This is a genomic window from Bartonella sp. CL25QHWL (assembly GCF_042195335.1).
Classification (GTDB): Bacteria; Pseudomonadota; Alphaproteobacteria; order Rhizobiales; family Rhizobiaceae; genus Bartonella.
The window spans coordinates 1-16,065 of the sequence record NZ_JBHIOE010000014.1; the positions used below are offsets into that span (position 1 = coordinate 1).

16 protein-coding genes are annotated in these 16,065 nt (G+C 39.0%); 10 read left to right on the plus strand and 6 right to left on the minus strand.

What is annotated here, in order from left to right; genetic code table 11:
• Window positions 1-175: 175 nt before the first annotated feature.
• From ACFILY_RS07715 to ACFILY_RS07725, 3 genes are read right to left on the minus strand one after another with little or no spacing between them, the layout of a single operon-like run.
• Window positions 176-733 carry a hypothetical protein gene (locus ACFILY_RS07715; protein WP_375630976.1) on the minus strand — a complete coding sequence of 186 codons (558 nt, stop codon included), beginning with the start codon at window positions 731-733 and terminating at the stop codon, window positions 176-178.
• Between the two features lie 48 nt (window positions 734-781).
• Window positions 782-1,306, minus strand: a complete 525-nt coding sequence (locus ACFILY_RS07720; protein ID WP_375630975.1) for a hypothetical protein — start codon at window positions 1,304-1,306, stop codon at window positions 782-784.
• Between the two features lie 38 nt (window positions 1,307-1,344).
• Window positions 1,345-1,866 (minus strand): hypothetical protein, encoded by a 522-nt coding sequence (locus tag ACFILY_RS07725; RefSeq protein WP_375637793.1) that lies wholly within the window; start codon window positions 1,864-1,866, stop codon window positions 1,345-1,347.
• A 1,811-nt stretch (window positions 1,867-3,677) separates the two neighbouring features.
• Here ACFILY_RS07725 and ACFILY_RS07730 point away from each other — a divergent pair.
• From ACFILY_RS07730 to ACFILY_RS07740, 3 genes are all read left to right on the plus strand, one after another.
• Window positions 3,678-4,244, plus strand: a complete 567-nt coding sequence (locus tag ACFILY_RS07730; protein ID WP_375630973.1) for a hypothetical protein — start codon at window positions 3,678-3,680, stop codon at window positions 4,242-4,244.
• 1,494 nt (window positions 4,245-5,738) lie between these two features.
• Window positions 5,739-6,683, plus strand: a complete 945-nt coding sequence (locus tag ACFILY_RS07735; protein ID WP_375637792.1) for a YopJ/AvrA family T3SS effector serine/threonine acetyltransferase — start codon at window positions 5,739-5,741, stop codon at window positions 6,681-6,683.
• 341 nt (window positions 6,684-7,024) lie between these two features.
• Complete coding sequence (locus ACFILY_RS07740) at window positions 7,025-7,951, plus strand: YopJ/AvrA family T3SS effector serine/threonine acetyltransferase (RefSeq protein ID WP_375630971.1); 927 nt, start codon at window positions 7,025-7,027, stop codon at window positions 7,949-7,951.
• A gap of 173 nt (window positions 7,952-8,124) precedes the next feature.
• Here ACFILY_RS07740 and ACFILY_RS07745 read toward each other — a convergent pair whose 3' ends face one another.
• The gene (locus ACFILY_RS07745; protein WP_375637791.1) at window positions 8,125-8,403 is read right to left on the minus strand and encodes a hypothetical protein; all 279 of its coding nucleotides are present in this window, start codon (window positions 8,401-8,403) and stop codon (window positions 8,125-8,127) included.
• A gap of 304 nt (window positions 8,404-8,707) precedes the next feature.
• Here ACFILY_RS07745 and ACFILY_RS07750 point away from each other — a divergent pair, with 304 nt between their 5' ends.
• The 5 genes from ACFILY_RS07750 to ACFILY_RS07770 all read left to right on the plus strand — a co-directional run bounded on the left by ACFILY_RS07750 (window position 8,708) and on the right by ACFILY_RS07770 (window position 10,672).
• Window positions 8,708-9,370 (plus strand): lysozyme, encoded by a 663-nt coding sequence (locus ACFILY_RS07750; protein ID WP_375637790.1) that lies wholly within the window; start codon window positions 8,708-8,710, stop codon window positions 9,368-9,370.
• Window positions 9,367-9,603, plus strand: a complete 237-nt coding sequence (locus tag ACFILY_RS07755; RefSeq protein WP_375606489.1) for a hypothetical protein — start codon at window positions 9,367-9,369, stop codon at window positions 9,601-9,603. Before ACFILY_RS07750 ends, ACFILY_RS07755 begins: the two co-directional genes overlap by 4 nt.
• Window positions 9,527-9,739, plus strand: a complete 213-nt coding sequence (locus tag ACFILY_RS07760) for a hypothetical protein (protein WP_273790903.1) — start codon at window positions 9,527-9,529, stop codon at window positions 9,737-9,739. Before ACFILY_RS07755 ends, ACFILY_RS07760 begins: the two co-directional genes overlap by 77 nt.
• On the plus strand, window positions 9,732-9,932 hold the full coding sequence (locus tag ACFILY_RS07765) for a hypothetical protein (RefSeq protein WP_273790904.1): 201 nt from the start codon (window positions 9,732-9,734) through the stop codon (window positions 9,930-9,932). The genes ACFILY_RS07760 and ACFILY_RS07765 overlap by 8 nt, the downstream gene beginning before the upstream one ends.
• Window positions 9,933-10,474: 542 nt before the next feature.
• Window positions 10,475-10,672 carry a hypothetical protein gene (locus tag ACFILY_RS07770; protein WP_375637789.1) on the plus strand — a complete coding sequence of 66 codons (198 nt, stop codon included), beginning with the start codon at window positions 10,475-10,477 and terminating at the stop codon, window positions 10,670-10,672.
• Window positions 10,673-11,361: 689 nt separating this feature from the next.
• Here the strand turns inward: ACFILY_RS07770 and groL are convergent.
• Both groL and groES read right to left on the minus strand, forming a co-directional pair.
• Entirely contained in the window at window positions 11,362-13,005 is a 1,644-nt protein-coding gene (gene groL / locus ACFILY_RS07775) for a chaperonin GroEL (protein WP_273790908.1), read from the minus strand.
• Between the two features lie 58 nt (window positions 13,006-13,063).
• Entirely contained in the window at window positions 13,064-13,360 is a 297-nt protein-coding gene (gene groES, locus ACFILY_RS07780; RefSeq protein ID WP_005774667.1) for a co-chaperone GroES, read from the minus strand.
• Window positions 13,361-13,587: 227 nt separating this feature from the next.
• Between groES and fumC the strand changes: the two genes are divergently transcribed.
• Both fumC and ACFILY_RS07790 read left to right on the plus strand, forming a co-directional pair.
• Window positions 13,588-14,976: a class II fumarate hydratase gene (fumC, locus tag ACFILY_RS07785; protein WP_375630964.1), complete on the plus strand. Its 1,389-nt coding sequence runs from the start codon at window positions 13,588-13,590 to the stop codon at window positions 14,974-14,976.
• Window positions 14,977-15,109: 133 nt separating this feature from the next.
• Window positions 15,110-15,331, plus strand: a complete 222-nt coding sequence (locus tag ACFILY_RS07790; protein ID WP_375630963.1) for a hypothetical protein — start codon at window positions 15,110-15,112, stop codon at window positions 15,329-15,331.
• Window positions 15,332-16,065 lie beyond the last annotated feature (734 nt).

Genomic DNA, 16,065 nt, shown 5'->3' on the forward strand with positions numbered 1-16,065 from the left:
GGCAATATCGCGTTCATTCAGCACGCATTTCAGTTCCTTTTTCACGCGACAATAAAGCCTCGCACGCTTGATAAACAAGTAACAAATTGTCCAAACTGGCACCCACAATAAAATATTTACGATCATATATAACAGGAAAGAAATGGCTATTAATGTTATAAGACTACCCGTCATTTTATCCTCCACGCCCATTCTGCATACGAATTGCCTGATCGCGTTGTTTTATTGCTTCTTCCAATTGTGGAAGTATTTTGTTCAATTTTCTTGTTAACTTTATGCACATCACCCAAATGATCGGAAAAAAGAGAAGAAATCCAATCCATAGAGAAGCGTTCAACAGTGACATGATCCCGCTGATCATATCACTCTTCCACCATACCAAATTTGCGATAGAGCAAGCAGCCCGCAAAACAGAAAAGAGGACAAAGATAAAAAAGATTATTTTACATTCTTTTGAAGAAAGAGGCAGAGATTCTTTGAAGTTAAGAAAGCGCATTTTCGCATCAAGGGTCTTATGCACAAGATTGTGTCTTTTCATTTCTCCCTGATCATTGCGCAATTGTTGTATGGCTTGTTTTTGTTGCATCGTACTCTTTTTCAAGTCTTGAGCGATTTTAAAAGATAACCTCATATGCTTGATCAACAGGTAAGGAAGCCTGACCATAACTATAGCCATTAAAATGGCAATGATGGTGATCCCTAAAACAGCCAAACATTTTATAACAATAGTCATTTTTCCCCCCTATCGCATTGATATGAAATCATCATTTTTATCCTCTGCTCAAACAAATGTTTCTAACCTCTTCATTGTTTTTTCCACGCCATACTGAAGGAAACTATGGAGAATTAAAATGACAGGTAAAAAAACAATAATCCATAGCCAGAACCACAACAGCAGCTGCATGACAAACATGCCAACCGTAAACAATAGAACCATATAACCGTGTAAAACAATCGCAGATTTTATAAGAAAAGAAAAAAAAGCTATCAAACCTGTAAGAGACACAATCACAATGAAGGCTAGAAAAAAGATGATAAAATAATCTTTTCTTGAAAGTTCCAAAGATTCTTTAAAAGAAAGGGGGCTTAATTCTATTGCACAAACTGTATTCTGTCCTTTCCCTCCTGCCTGATTATGCCTCAAATTCTGCGCTGCACCCTTTTTTAATTTGCGCCGCATCCAAAACAACAATATTGTCCGTTTTATCAACGAATAATAAAGTGCAAAGATTGTCATGACGGTAGAAAACAGTATCATGATCTCCCCGAGAAACATGAAAGCACCCAACCCTCCTGTGATCAACATTCCAAAACTCCTTACAAAAGAATTAGCCTCTCGTTTCCCTATTGTGTTCTGTTGAGAGATTGGTTGTCTAGCTGTTGCTGCTCTGGCAATGTATCCCACAGCTTCATCATTTCCTTGACATCCCGTTTAGAGATGGCGTTAAAGACAAAAAAGAATGGAAAGAACAGCACAAGACAAAACCAAATCATTTGCGGTAAGAAACATAAACAAGCCCAAACACCATTCCATCCTACGTTACGCAAAAACAAGACAGCAGGATTATTTTCAAAAGGCTGTTTCAAAATCTCCTTAGTCATTTTTCGAAGATCTCCTTGTTCCATTTTCTCCAGTGCTTGAAACTGTTCTTTAGATATAATGTGAAAAAACTCCAAAGGGCTCATATAGACAGTCGCGGCAAAAAGCACCAACAAGGGGATAGCCCAACACAAAATAATGACGTAATCTCTTCTTGAGAGAGCCGTCCATTTTTTAAAAACTGCAGACTGATTCACCCCTGGCTGTGATGCAAAAGCCGTATTTTCCTCATGGATAGATTGGTGTTGTGATTTATCTTCGATCATATGGATATTTTCTCACTTCTAAAATGCCCACTCACTCTTTGAAAACATGCAACCAGAAAAACCGATTTATCGAGCACTCTTTTCACCATGAAACCCGTGCTATAGGACTTTTTAAGTCTATTTTTTTAAATTCCCTATACGCGACAACATACAATCTCTCAGGCTTACAAGCACAAACGCTATTGTGTCTCCTTATCTATGACCCACACCTTAAAAGACAATGTTTCACAAAACTCAACAAGCAAAAATATTCAATCTAAAAAATATATGATGTGTAAAATTTTACTAATAACATACTGATTTATAACAATTTATTATTTAGCACATTAAATGAGAACCCTAAATAGCATAGGATTATCTTATTCCAAACCTGTTCCATATTGGGCCAATCCAAACCATGTCTCTTGCGCGTTACAAGCAGAAAGAGCCATATAGAGTAAAATATTAAGAAAGGATGATAAATGCCTCTAAGGAAGCGTCTCAAATGCCAAGGGCTGTCGCAACAATGAGAGCTGGCAAAATGTGTGATGCTATGGACTTTCTTCTTCACAAGCGTAAAAATGGAAGTGTGCAATAGATTTTATAGTATTCAAACTTTATATGGATTTCATTGGGGGACTTTATCGTTATACCCTTCATGAGCACCCTTGCGAAATGGTCAAAAGAGAGCCCTAAGACATGGCTCTTTAAAAAGCAACACAACACAAAGTCGAACAAGCAACCGATTATCCAGTATGAAAAGCGCGCGACAAACAACCTTAATCCTCATTTGAAAGCTTCTTAATTAAAAAGGCTTCATTAAAGATGAAATATCTCACAGCCCCCACATTTATACAGCCCCTACATTCATCAAGGCATCTCCCATAAAAGCATCTTTTTATAAAGGCATTTTCTTCTTATAAAAACAGCTTCTTTCGATAATGCATCCTTTCCTTTAAACGACATCCCCTCGTCTTATGATGAGATCCATTAAAACGGAAAATTTTATACTCTATAAAGGATACTTATAAAGGAAATACCAAACCAAATAGCGAGATCATTCACAGTTTATTTTAAGCCGATAAACGATATTTTATTTGAAAACATAGAGCATCTTATGCTATTATAATAGGATACGGAGGTTTGCTTTTTGCCGCTCTCTGCCACTCAAAAGAAGACAACATATCTCCTATAAAGGATAAAAATATGCTTAACAGCGTGATGTATATCAAATATCTTGGGAAAGCGCCCACCAACAAAAAAATAAGAGAACCCAAATAACAAGCTCCCAACTTAAGAAAACAATGACTTTTCAAAGGTGGAATTGAAAAGTTTCCACAAAGCGCTCGTGAAAAAAGAGACAAATAATCCCATTAGAAAAAACTTCCTATTAGAAAAGACGATGACATGCCCTTAAAATCCATTCTTATTTTTTCATTCACATTTGACAAAAATTTTCCTTCAATCTCTCAAGAACAGTTAAGAAATATTTAAAAAGCAAATAATTCGCTATCCATGAAAAAATAAGCATGACAGGGGCGGAAGATAAGACTGATAGGGATAAGATAAAAAAGGTAAGAAACACTTTAAAGATGATTTTTTCGCCCCACACCGTTGCTTTTCTTTGCATTTAAAACGCCTTTAGTATCGTTTGTTTTTTGATCTGCAACGGCTGATATTTCCCAGTATTTGCTCACTCCCCCCCCAGTTTCCTCCTTTTAAGTATTTTCCCCCTCTTAAGTATTTGCTCCCCCAATATTTGTGCCAAGTGCTTTTTACATCACTGTCCCCCATCAACAGACAGTTTCTTTTTCATTCAAATGGTTAAGTTCATGAAAATACGTAAAAAACGCGGTAGACCGAAAATAACAGGAAAGCGAGAGCCCAAAGGACGTATTTCACGTGCCCAAAGCTCCAGCGAATCTGCGCTTCAATCTGCGATTGAAATGCGTGCAAAACACTTTGGTTTAAGCCTCGAAGAAGCGAAAAATCCGCTTGTTGGGACCTATATTGGGCGTCTTTGTTTGCTTGGCTATAAAGAGGCTTCATCAGGCATCAGTAAAGAGCAATATGACACGGCACAACAATACTTGCAAATTAGAAACGACTATTTATGTGCAAAAGGTTTACCAAACGGTTATTATGATGGTTTTACGCACAGCGCATCAGATGAGAAAGCAAAAAAGCAATGGGTCCAAAGAGCAACGGAACACTATGAAAATATGCAAGAAGCGATTAAAGAAGCACAATATCTACATCGTCAACACAACTTTCATGCGGCATTACACTATCTTGTTATAGAAGATCAACCGCTGCCTAATCTTGTTGGTTCGTTGCGTATTATTCTTGATGCCCTTTATAAACATTTTGACAGTTCTACCCAAAAGAGCCTTTGCTAAAAACACTCATCGTTTCCTCCCCCTCACAGGATAAAGATTCCCCTCTCCTTTTATAACATGCCTCTTTATAACCAGCTCCTTTATAAAGTCCCCTTTTGGCAGGGTGCACTTGAGATCCACTGAGCTTGCCCTTTCATAGAATTTCATAGAATTAACAAGCTTAAAGCGCACAACAAACAAGCTTTAAAATATCCACCACGCCCTTAAAAAAATACTTCAACCTGTCAAAGAGACTTAACCTTAATCTACCCATGGCCTCACTTAACCATGCCTCAAAGGACAATAATTCACGGCATATTCACGGCATGGGCAGGATAAATATTTTGCCCCTCTTTAAAACAGCAACATTCTCCCCTCTACCCCCATTGTAACAAACCACCCTCATCATAAACTTCGCCCAATATCGCGACATCCTTAGCTTTTAAGACAATTCATTATCGTCATTTTACGTCTTTTCTTGTACAATTCTATATGGCTTTCCTGATCTTATGACGGACAAAAGCTATGGCTTTTATTTCAGCATAATCTGGGTTTCTCATTCAAAATAAATAATGATAAAATATCCACTATAAATCAATAGCTTATCATTAAAACAACCCGTTGATCTTTGACAAAATTAAAAGCATCATCCCTTAAAGGAAAGAAAAAGCCCCTACCAACAATCTTCTCCCTCATCAACAACTGCACCGATAACCCTCCACCCATCACACCACCGCTAATACGACAGCCAGCACAACCCCAATCGCCCCCACAAATCGCCAACACCTAAAGCTTTGCCCCGCAACACCATCCAACCACCGCCTTCCCAATTTCATCAATAAAATACCACGGATTTCAAAACCACAATTCTCCTTTCATCTTGTCCACGCCTTTCTCAAAGGAGAAAATGTTTTTTGCCACATCAAAAACTTTTCCATTAAAACAAGATATTTTGCTGCATAGCTAATGAATGAGCTTTTTTCTGTAGATTTTTTTCCACGATAAAAAAGGAAAAATAATCGTTTTGCGGTTGACAGAATATGAAAAATCGTATTTAATGACAGGTGCGGTAAGGGGTTTTCTGCGTCCAGATTTCATCATAAAATTTTCGCATTATTATAGACTATTATAAGTTATTATAGACTGTTATAAACAGTGTGTTTCGCGACAATGTTTAAAACTTTACGGTTTGAAGGTATCTTTCGTCTTTTTCTGACTGTTTTCTTTTGCATCACCCAATTTGCATCACCAACAGCCCCATAATTTTGAGATTTTCAAAACAAGTCGTATTCACTAAGGGCTCCCAACAGAACGCCCTAATAATCCCCCCATAAAATACCAATATCATACATCACAGCAATGATGAGCAATACACGCATAAAAATATGAAAACGGCATCATTATGCTCTCATCGCCTCACCTTTCAAGATGCAAAGGCTTTTTTTCAAAACATTGTTTAGCCAGAATTGAAGAAGATCATATCACCTATCGATCATCAACATAGAGGCTAAGATTATGAAGCCACAAGATTCTCCCCCACCTCATTCCTCACAAACACCAGAAGGCGCAAGCGCACCTGAAGGGGCGCATGCAAATGCATCATTAGACACTCTTGCTGCACATTTAGAACGGCTTAACATCGAAAAAATAAAAAACACTCCTTTCAACCGTGCCGAGTTAAAAGATATTGTTGCTGGTTTAGAACAACATAATGCCGATGGCAGTTGGATCAAAAATTATTATGATATTTTAGATCTTTACATGATGCCAGCCTTGGTAGATCAAGCAAATCGTAAATATCCAGAGATGAATCTTAAACTTGCAATGACACCTGACGACTTTGCACTCTCACTAAAAGAAACGCTCGAAAAGGGCATAAAATCTTCTAGACTGATTGTTAACGCAAAAGATAGGGGAATTCATTTTGCTGTCATTGATCATCAAACCATAGGGGACAAGACATCTCTGATATTTTTAGAACCTACCTCACTGCGTGACACACTCCCCGCCTTACTGGCATTAAGAACGCGACAATCCATTGAACATCACCAATTGCCTAACATTCATTTTGCCATGGCAGAAATGGATATTCAACGCAGTTCCTCTGAATGTGGGATGTTCAGCTTAAGCCTTGCTAAAAAGCTTTATCTCGAAGCTCAAAAATTAGAAAGACTACACAAAGATAATATTAAGGGTGTGTTATGTGAACCAGACACGCCTTTACCTGCTGAAAAATTAGATCCATATCTTCCAGCTCGTTTATACAAACACGTGCAAGGCAGAAGACGTCTTAGGGAATATCTAACAGCCAATCCAGAAGCAGCACATGAAAAAGTAAACAAAAAAGGCGAAACCCTAAACGAGAGGTTTGAGAGAAGCTTGGTGGCAACAGAGACAAAAACTGTTTCTGTTTCACAACACAGAAAAAGAGCAACAGAATACAAATCTCTAATGATGTAATAAGCATTTGGCCATAGCCCTATTCCACATCCACAAAGAATGAAGCTCTGCGGCTTTACGGTAAGATATAAGTTGCTGTTAGCAAATCTTCTTTTCCCTTTGAAAGAAGTAAAGAGCTAAAGATGCAAACAGTAAGCAACATGATCTCTTAAAAGACAAAAAGATACCTTGCCTTTGACTCTGAAAAGCGTGGGGTTTTGTTTTTCGTAACAAATTTTTTTAATAAAGATGATTTCATCTCTTTGTTTTTTTTAGCTAAAAAATCTTTCCTGCAAACATTGTTTAGCCAGAATTGAAGAAAATATTATTTTCTACCAATTATCAATATGGAGGCTAATAGTATGAAGCCACAAGATTCTTCCCTCCCTCATTCCTCACAAACACCAGAAGGGGCAAGTGCAAATGAATCCTTAGAAGACCTTATTGCACGTTTGATGCAAAGTTCCATCCAAACAGAAGAAGAACATGTTGCACCAAGTTCTGACGAATTAAAAGATATTATTACAGGCTTAGAAGATGATCTCATCACCGGCCGTTGGATTAACGCTTATTATGAAAACACAGATATTAGATTGATGCCGGCTCTCGTAGAAAAAGCAAACAGCAAATATCCAGACATGAATCTCAAATTGGCTCTTACAGCAGAAGAGTTTTCGCACGCACTAAAAGAAGTCGTTGAGAGCGACGCGAAATCTGCCCGATTTATAGTCAATTCGGAAAGCAAAATCCACTTTGCCGTCCTTGATTATCAAAAAGTTGATGACAAAATCTCTTTGATTATGCTTGAACCTACAACATTTCAGAATATCACAGCTTGCAAACTAGGGATAAAAATAAATCAAACCCTTCAATGTCTTCAACTGCCTCCTTATTCTTTTACCACGGCAGAAATGGATATTCAGCGAAGCTCTTCTGAATGTGGGATGTTCAGCTTAAGCCTTGCCAAAAAGCTTCATCTTGAATCTGATAAATTAGCAAGATTGCACAAAGATAATGTTAAGGGTGCATTATGTGAACAAAATTCATCTTTATCTGCTGAAAAGTTAGATTCCTATCTTCCAACCACTTTTTATAAACACACACAAGGAAGAAGACGTCTAGAACACTATTTAAAAGCCAATCCGGATGCTGAACATGAAACAGTAAACAAAAAAGGTGAAACCCTGAGGGAGAGATTTGAAAAAAACTTAAGAACAACAGAAGGAAAAACTGTTTCTGTTTCCTCCCACCAAAAAAGGCTCACTGAATACAAATCTTTATCGATGTAATTGAGGCTTTTTCCATATTCCTATTCATCAAAGAACGAAGAGAGGCTGCTTTACAGCTAAGATTTCTCTAAGCAAACCAGCTTTTGCGCTCATAAAACAAAAATAGCAAACAACTTTCCTCTTAACGAAAAAGCACCATTGTCCTATAAAAACCATCCCCTCTTAAAATTGTATCAAAATTCCAAAGCTCTTGTTAGCCCAAAGCTCTTTGTAATAATGAGACTATTTGGATAAGCAAAACGCTTGATACATAAAATATTTAATGCTTTCGTCTTCAGTAAAAGCATATGTCTTGTTTTTCTGAGAGTATCCACTTCGTATCTCAAACACCCCCACATCAATGCCATACGACCAAACAACCGCAATAGACCACGCTTATCGTGCATCAACCAAACAACCGCCCCCACCAAGAAGGCTCCATCAAAAACACCAGGACAAGGTCTTAAAATCAACAACCTCTCTTAACGGAAAACGCCTGCCCAACTATTTATCCCTCTTAGCCAACCATTACCCCTCTTACCCAACTATTTACCCCTCTTGCCCAACCATTACCCCTCTTTGCCTAACCATTACCCCTCTTGCCCAACCATTATCCCTCTTAGCCAACCATTATCCCCATTCCCTAAGATGTCACAACCAACCTTTTGATTTCATAAAAGTTTCACATCTCTTCTGTTTTTGAAGCGTGAAAAATTTCATTTTTAATCTGTCAACCAGCCTCACGTTACCGTGAGGCTTTATTTTATGGAGAAGCAAATGAGAAAAATATCTAAAGCAGGGCTTGCACTCATTAAACAATGGGAAGGATTGCGTTTACATGCCTATAAAGATGCCATCGGGGTGTGGACAATCGGCTATGGTCATACCAGCACGGCTGGCAAACCGTTCGTTCACAAGGGCATGATCATTACTGAAAAACAAGCAGAAGAAGTTCTTTCTCAAGATTTAAGACAATTTGAGAATACCGTTGAAAAACATGTGCGGGTTTCCTTAACGGATGAACAATTCGCCGCGCTCGTATCGTTTTGCTATAATATAGGAACATCGGCTTTTTGTAATTCGACCCTGCTCAAAAAACTCAATAATGGCGAATATGAAGCCGTCCCTGCTGAGTTACAAAAGTGGACTAAAGCAGGAGGAAAACGTTTTCACGGTTTAGTGCACCGTCGTGCAGCAGAAGCGGGATTATGGGCAAAAGGGGCTTATGTTTCTCCCAACTACCAAACCGTAGAAACGCAAACACCCATGGGATTTTTCAAAGCAGAAGCGCTTACACCGATTATTGGTTCTTTTTCTGGACTTGGGAGCTTATTGGCAGGTAATGGTCCCATCCAATGGGCATTGGCAACCATTATGGTTTTAGCCGCCTGCGTTGGCATTTTCTTTGTGGCAAAACGGTTTCGGGAGCAGCGCTTATGATGTGGTGGTTGAAAAAAAATCTGATGATAACAGGAGCGGCTCTGACCGCTTTTTTTATCGCTTTAGCAAAAGCTTTCACTCTTGGAAAGAAGGTTGAACAACAAAAGCAAATAGAAAAAACGCTAAAGTCATCAACAACACGGCTAGAGGTGGAAAATGAAATTAATCAAAAAAGTGATGCTGATGTACGCGCTTCTCTTACTCACTGGTTGCGCGATAAAAACAATCAATGAGCCTTTTTCTTGCGTTGGTTGGATGCCCATTTATTTAGACAAAAAAGATCTCAATATCATCAGTTCAAATCTCGCAAGAGATATTTTAAAGCATAACAAACAAGGGGAAGGCTTGTGTGGGTGGAAACATGGCTAGAAAAAAAACAGAGCTTACAGAAAAGGAAAAAGAAATCCTACAAGAAATCATCACAACGTATAAAAGTGTAAAAATGATGTCACGCTATACGAAGTGGATTATATTCATCATTTTCTTATTAGCACTTGATTTTTCACGGATCATAGATGTGCTGGGAAGTATTTTTACACAAAAATCGAATATTCAGCTCTAAAATAAATAAAAAACGTGAGACGTGTTAAATCTTTTTTTAAAATATAAAAAGCCATTCGTTATTTTTTGAAAACACGGAGATTTTATTGATGATTTTTTCACGTCTCACGAGAAATTTTTACACGCCTCACAAACGTCGTGCTCTTCACAAACGCTTTCATGAAATGAATTTAAGGGCATGAAGAGAGATTTTTAACCAACGCGTAAGTCAGCAACTTTGGTAACATAAGAAAAGGATCATACCAACGTACATTTTTTTAATAAATTATTGATATCCAAATGATTTTATACTCTTCATAAATAGCATTGCCAAGAATTTGTATTAAAAGACATTTCTTTTAAAGAAGCGCATAAACAAGCAATGTAATGGTAGCCTTACATAAAACTTCTCATCTTTACGTTGAATAAAAAAGCAAGCCGGCTCCTCCCACCCTCCCAATTCCCTGCCTCCCAATTCCCTGCCTCCCAATGCCCTGCCTCCTCAATGCCCTGCCTCCCAATGCCCTTATGTTCTATGCATAAAGGTCAAGTTGAAGAGAATATATGGAAAATCCTTGGCTCGAAAATATGAAAAGAAGGCATGAGGCTACAACAGAATTTCGCGTGCCTTTATCATCAGAAGCATTAAAAATTCTAAAACAAGCGCGCCTACTGTCTCGTAATGATTTTTTTCGGCTACCTGTCATGGTCCCCTTAGTTCAAAAATTGCTCCCCACTCAAGAATTTTCTGTCACAATATAGGCAACAAACAGAACTTGAGTATAACAACATGGGTTTGGCTCCAGTTTAGGTGATGAACTTACCGAAAAAAGATGAGAGCAAGGCGAAAAATTAGCTTTTATCTTTAAGCTTCTCAAATGGAGCAGTCTCCCCATTTCAGAGATCAACGAAACAGAGAGATGCTTATTCTCCTATGCAAAAGCTTGAAATACCAGCATCTTATTCATAAAAAAACAACCCAGCCCCATCATGCTCTTTTCAACTCTGTCTTTCCAACGCTCAATAGGTACTAACTCTTAGCTACTGACTTTTAATGATTGCGTTGGTTCATAAAACCGTAGTGACCTCTCACCTTATGAAGCACAAACACAGGATTTTTTAACGGTGCATACATAAACCTAAAATGAAAAAATAGAACTGTATTAGGAATAAATGACTATAAATCAAAGAGTTATATTTTTATTAGCACAATATTTTCAAAGGAAACCACGATCCCCACACAATAGAAACATTTCATAAAAACAAGAGAAAAAGCTATGGATTAAGAGTGAGCTTCATTCACAATGACGGTAGATCAACCAGAGGAGAGTAGAACAATCCTATAAGATAAAGAAACTGTCATAAAAGGAAAAACTGTATGAAACGTGAAAAAGCATAAAAAAAACGGGCACAGAAGACCCGTTTCTTTATTACGTCTATGGAATAAGAGCTTAGAAATCCATTCCGCCCATTCCACCCATTCCGCCAGCAGGCATCGGAGGCATTGGTGTATCTTTCTTTGGAACTTCAGCAACCATTGCTTCTGTTGTGATCAGAAGGCTCGCAATTGAAGCCGCATTCTGAAGAGCAGAACGCACAACTTTCACAGGATCAACAATTCCCAAAGCAATCAAATCACCAAATTCACCCGTGGCGGTATTATAACCATAAGTGTCAGCATTATTTTCCAGCACTTTGCCCACAATAATAGCGGCTTCTTCACCAGCATTGCTTGCAATCTGGCGCGCTGGTGCTTGTAGAGCACGACGAACGATACTAATACCAGCTTCTTGGTCAGGATTACTTCCCTTAACGGTCAACGCATTTGCTGCACGCAACAATGCGGTACCACCACCAGCAACAATACCTTCTTCAACAGCAGCACGTGTTGCATTCAAAGCATCATCAACACGGTCTTTCTTTTCTTTCACTTCAACTTCTGTTGCACCACCCACACGGATAACAGCAACACCACCAGCGAGTTTAGCAAGTCTTTCTTGCAATTTTTCACGGTCATAGTCAGAAGTTGTTTCTTCAATCTGAGCCTTGATTTGATTGACGCGAGCAGTAATTTCGCTCTTTTGTCCAGCACCATCAATAATGGTGGTGTTTTCTTTAGAAATATTCACTTTCTTTGCACGTCCAAGCATATCCAAAGTGACATTTTCAAGTTTAATGCCCACATCTTCAGAAATAACCTGTCCAGATGTCAAGATAGCGATATCTTCTAACATTGCTTTACGACGGTCACCAAATCCAGGAGCTTTTACAGCAGCAATTTTCAAACCACCACGTAATTTGTTAACAACGAGCGTTGCCAAAGCTTCACCTTCCACATCTTCAGCGATAATGAGAAGTGGTTTTCCAGATTGCACAACAGCTTCAAGCACAGGAAGAAGAGATTGCAAATTAGACAATTTCTTTTCGTGAATGAGAATGTAAGGATCATCAAGATCAGCGACCATTTTCTCAGCATTTGTGACAAAATAAGGGGAAAGATACCCACGGTCAAATTGCATTCCTTCAACGACTTCTAATTCCGTTTCAGCGGTTTTAGCTTCTTCCACGGTAATGACGCCTTCATTGCCCACTTTTTCCATAGCATCAGCGATCATTTTACCGATTTCAGCAGCGCCATTAGCGGAAATTGTTCCCACCTGTGCAATTTCTGCTGAAGTTTGAATTTTTTTTGCTTTTTTGAAGAGGTTTGCCACCACTTCTTCAACAGCAGCATCAATCCCACGCTTCAAATCCATTGGGTTCATGCCTGCAGCAACAGCTTTAACACCTTCTTGCACAATAGCTTGTCCTAAAACAGTTGCTGTTGTTGTTCCATCACCAGCGATATCATTGGTTTTAGAAGCAACTTCGCGCAACATTTGTGCACCCATATTTTCGAACTTATCTTCCAGTTCGATTTCCTTTGCAACGGATACACCATCTTTTGTGATGCGAGGTGCACCGAATGATTTATCAATCACCACATTGCGACCTTTAGGGCCGAGTGTCACCTTAACAGCATTAGCAAGGATGTCGACACCGCGCAACAAACGCTCACGCGCTTCACGGCCAAATTTGACTTCTTTAGCAGCCATTTAATTTCTCCTTGGAGTTTTCTCAAAATAGTACACAATGAAAAACTAAGTGCTTCAATTAGCCCATAATTCCCATAATGTCAGATTCTTTCATGATGAGGAGATCTTCCCCATTAATCTTGACTTCAGTTCCAGACCATTTTCCAAACAAAATACGGTCTCCTGTTTTGACTTCTAAAGGCACGCGCTTTCCGTTATCATCGAGAGCGCCATTGCCAACAGCAATCACTTCGCCTTCTTGGGGTTTTTCTTTTGCTGTATCAGGGATGATAATCCCACCAGCCGTTTTATTTTCAGATTCAACCCGACGGACAACGACACGGTCGTGAAGTGGGCGGAATTGTATATTAGCCATGTTTTAAATCCTTAAAACTGAACATAATTGCATTAATCTTAAAAGTTCTTGCTAGCACTCTCAAACTACGAGTGCTAGCATGTGTTAGATATAAAATCGGCATCTCTCAATGTCAAGAATAGCCATAAAAATAATTTCTCTAAATGAAGCTTCAAAGTCTTGCCTCTTATTGCACTTTCGCGTTATCTATCTTTTTTGAGAACCCGTGAACAAAAAAGGATCTTATCATGGTTGAAACACGTCAGGAAACGGATAGCTTTGGAACGATTTCGGTACGTCAAGATCGTTATTGGGGCGCACAAACTGAACGTTCTCTGCATAATTTTAATATTGGCAGTGAAAAGCAGCCTCTTGCCATCATCTATGCCTTAGTCCTTGTCAAAAAAGCAGCAGCGATTGTAAACATGGGCAAAGGAAAACTACCAGAAAATATTGGAAAAGCAATTATTGCCGCCGCTGATGAAGTGCTTGCTGGCGATTTTGATAAGCATTTTCCACTGTCCGTCTGGCAAACAGGTTCTGGCACACAAAGCAATATGAATGTCAATGAAGTCATTGCTAATCGTGCTAGTAAAATTTTGGGAGGAAAACTTGGAAGCAAAAAACCAGTTCATCCCAATGACCATGTCAATATGAGCCAATCATCGAACGATTCCTTTCCCACGGCGCTTCACATTGCCACCACGTTGCAAACACGCCAACACTTATTGCCAATCCTTGAAGCTCTTATTGCGACATTAAAACAAAAAGAGCAAGAATTTGCAGACATCATTAAAATCGGTCGCACCCACACGCAAGATGCAACACCTTTAACCTTAGGGCAAGAGTTTTCAGGCTATCGTGCCGCATTAGAAGCCAATCGTCAGCGCATTGAAAATGCTCTAACCGATGTCCACATGCTTGCTCAAGGTGGCACGGCTGTTGGCACAGGGCTGAATGCGCCAAAAGGTTTTGACGTTGCTTTTGCGCAAACAGTGAGCACTCTCACAGGAGTAACGTTCCAAACTGCCAGCAATAAATTTGAAGCACTTGCCCATCATGGCGCCCTTGCGCATTTCCACGGAAGCTTGAATGCTCTCGCTGCTGATCTGTTTAAAATTGCCAATGACATTCGGTTTTTAGGCTCTGGTCCACGTTCTGGTTTAGGGGAACTCAGTCTTCCTGAAAATGAACCCGGATCTTCTATTATGCCCGGCAAAGTCAACCCCACACAATGTGAAGCCTTAACCATGGTCGCATGCCAAGTTTTTGGTAATCACACCAGCGTAACTTTTGCCGCAAGCCAAGGACATTTTGAACTCAACGTTTATAAACCTGTTATTGGCTATAACGTTTTACAATCAATTACCCTTCTTGGTGATTGCATGCGTTCTTTTGATATGCATTGCATCCAAGGATTACGGGCCAATCGCGTTCATATTCACTCGCTCATGGAGCGCTCACTCATGTTAGTCACAGCTCTAGCACCAGAAATTGGCTATGAAAGAGCTGCTGAAATTGCCAAAGCAGCGCATAAAAATGATACAACTTTGCGCACCGAAGCATTAAAAGCAGGTGTTTTTGTAGAGGATTATGACCGATTAGTTGATCCCAAAAAGATGATTGCTCCCCAATAAACAACCCACTAAAAAAGATGCAAACGTCTTAAAACAAATCGTTCTGTCAAAAGATCGGGGTGTAAACACCCCGATGATGACCGATAACCATTACCCACAGCGTTCATTTTAGGCTCTGGTCCGCATTTATGCTATGGGTGGTTTTGTTGCTTATGTTGCTTATATTGTACTTAAAAGGCACAACGGTTTTGGAAAGAAATGGATAGCCATGGCTCAACACCCAATGGCTATACTGGCAGAAAGTGATTTAAATGGATATGACTTTAAGGTGTTTTTCATTCTAGCTTCACGTCTTGATTTTAAAAATCAATTAGCTATCAACCAAAAAGAATTAGCTCAAAAAAATCAGTATTAATAGACATAATTTCAATCGAAGTAAAAAAGATTAATGAATTCATAGTAGTTACGCTTACAATGTTATCATTATTGATAACATTGGGTAGATAACTCTTATCTCAATGAGATAATGTATTGATTTATAATAATAATCTAGCGTTATCCATATTGAATAAGAATCCTAAATACCGTAAGATTTTCTCATTTTAAATCTGTCCCATGTTGCATCAATCAAAATCACTGACTAGCACATCACAAACGGAATGAATGTATGGATAGAAATTGTATAAGATAAGGAAAAACGCCTCTAATGAACCACCTCAAGTGCCAAGGACTGTCACAACGGCCAAAGGGGCCTGTCACAACATTGTGGAGAGGACTGTCACAACACCCACGAACTGGCAAATATAGTAATGGCACCGGCTTGCTCCTCTATGAAGCGGAAAAGAGGTGCTCAATAGATTTATCATTATATCATTCACGAGCCACCGTCGTGAAATGGATTTAGAAACATTGAAAAATGTCTCCTCTATGAAGCGTGAAGATGGGTGCTCAATAGATTTATCGTTATACCATTCACGAGCCACCGTCGTGAAATGGATTTAGAAACATTGAAAAATGTCTCCTTTATGAAGTGGAAAAGAGGTGCTCAATAGATTTATCGTTATATCATTCACGAGCCACCGTCGTGAAATGGATTTAGGAACATTGAAAAATGTCTCCTCTATGAAGCGTGAAGATGGGTGCTCAATA

What these genes read in the sequence shown, in the direction of transcription:
- ACFILY_RS07715 (WP_375630976.1), bottom strand. Translation starts at nt 733, where the DNA reads ATGACTATTGTTATAAAATGTTTGGCTGTTTTAGGGATCACCATCATT.
- ACFILY_RS07720 (WP_375630975.1), bottom strand. Translation starts at nt 1,306, where the DNA reads ATGTTGATCACAGGAGGGTTGGGTGCTTTCATGTTTCTCGGGGAGATC.
- ACFILY_RS07725 (WP_375637793.1), bottom strand. Translation starts at nt 1,866, where the DNA reads ATGATCGAAGATAAATCACAACACCAATCTATCCATGAGGAAAATACG.
- ACFILY_RS07730 (WP_375630973.1), top strand. Translation starts at nt 3,678, where the DNA reads ATGAAAATACGTAAAAAACGCGGTAGACCGAAAATAACAGGAAAGCGA.
- ACFILY_RS07735 (WP_375637792.1), top strand. Translation starts at nt 5,739, where the DNA reads ATGAAGCCACAAGATTCTCCCCCACCTCATTCCTCACAAACACCAGAA.
- ACFILY_RS07740 (WP_375630971.1), top strand. Translation starts at nt 7,025, where the DNA reads ATGAAGCCACAAGATTCTTCCCTCCCTCATTCCTCACAAACACCAGAA.
- ACFILY_RS07750 (WP_375637790.1), top strand. Translation starts at nt 8,708, where the DNA reads ATGAGAAAAATATCTAAAGCAGGGCTTGCACTCATTAAACAATGGGAA.
- ACFILY_RS07755 (WP_375606489.1), top strand. Translation starts at nt 9,367, where the DNA reads ATGATGTGGTGGTTGAAAAAAAATCTGATGATAACAGGAGCGGCTCTG.
- ACFILY_RS07760 (WP_273790903.1), top strand. Translation starts at nt 9,527, where the DNA reads ATGAAATTAATCAAAAAAGTGATGCTGATGTACGCGCTTCTCTTACTC.
- ACFILY_RS07765 (WP_273790904.1), top strand. Translation starts at nt 9,732, where the DNA reads ATGGCTAGAAAAAAAACAGAGCTTACAGAAAAGGAAAAAGAAATCCTA.
- ACFILY_RS07770 (WP_375637789.1), top strand. Translation starts at nt 10,475, where the DNA reads ATGGAAAATCCTTGGCTCGAAAATATGAAAAGAAGGCATGAGGCTACA.
- groL (WP_273790908.1), bottom strand. Translation starts at nt 13,005, where the DNA reads ATGGCTGCTAAAGAAGTCAAATTTGGCCGTGAAGCGCGTGAGCGTTTG.
- groES (WP_005774667.1), bottom strand. Translation starts at nt 13,360, where the DNA reads ATGGCTAATATACAATTCCGCCCACTTCACGACCGTGTCGTTGTCCGT.
- fumC (WP_375630964.1), top strand. Translation starts at nt 13,588, where the DNA reads ATGGTTGAAACACGTCAGGAAACGGATAGCTTTGGAACGATTTCGGTA.
- ACFILY_RS07790 (WP_375630963.1), top strand. Translation starts at nt 15,110, where the DNA reads ATGGGTGGTTTTGTTGCTTATGTTGCTTATATTGTACTTAAAAGGCAC.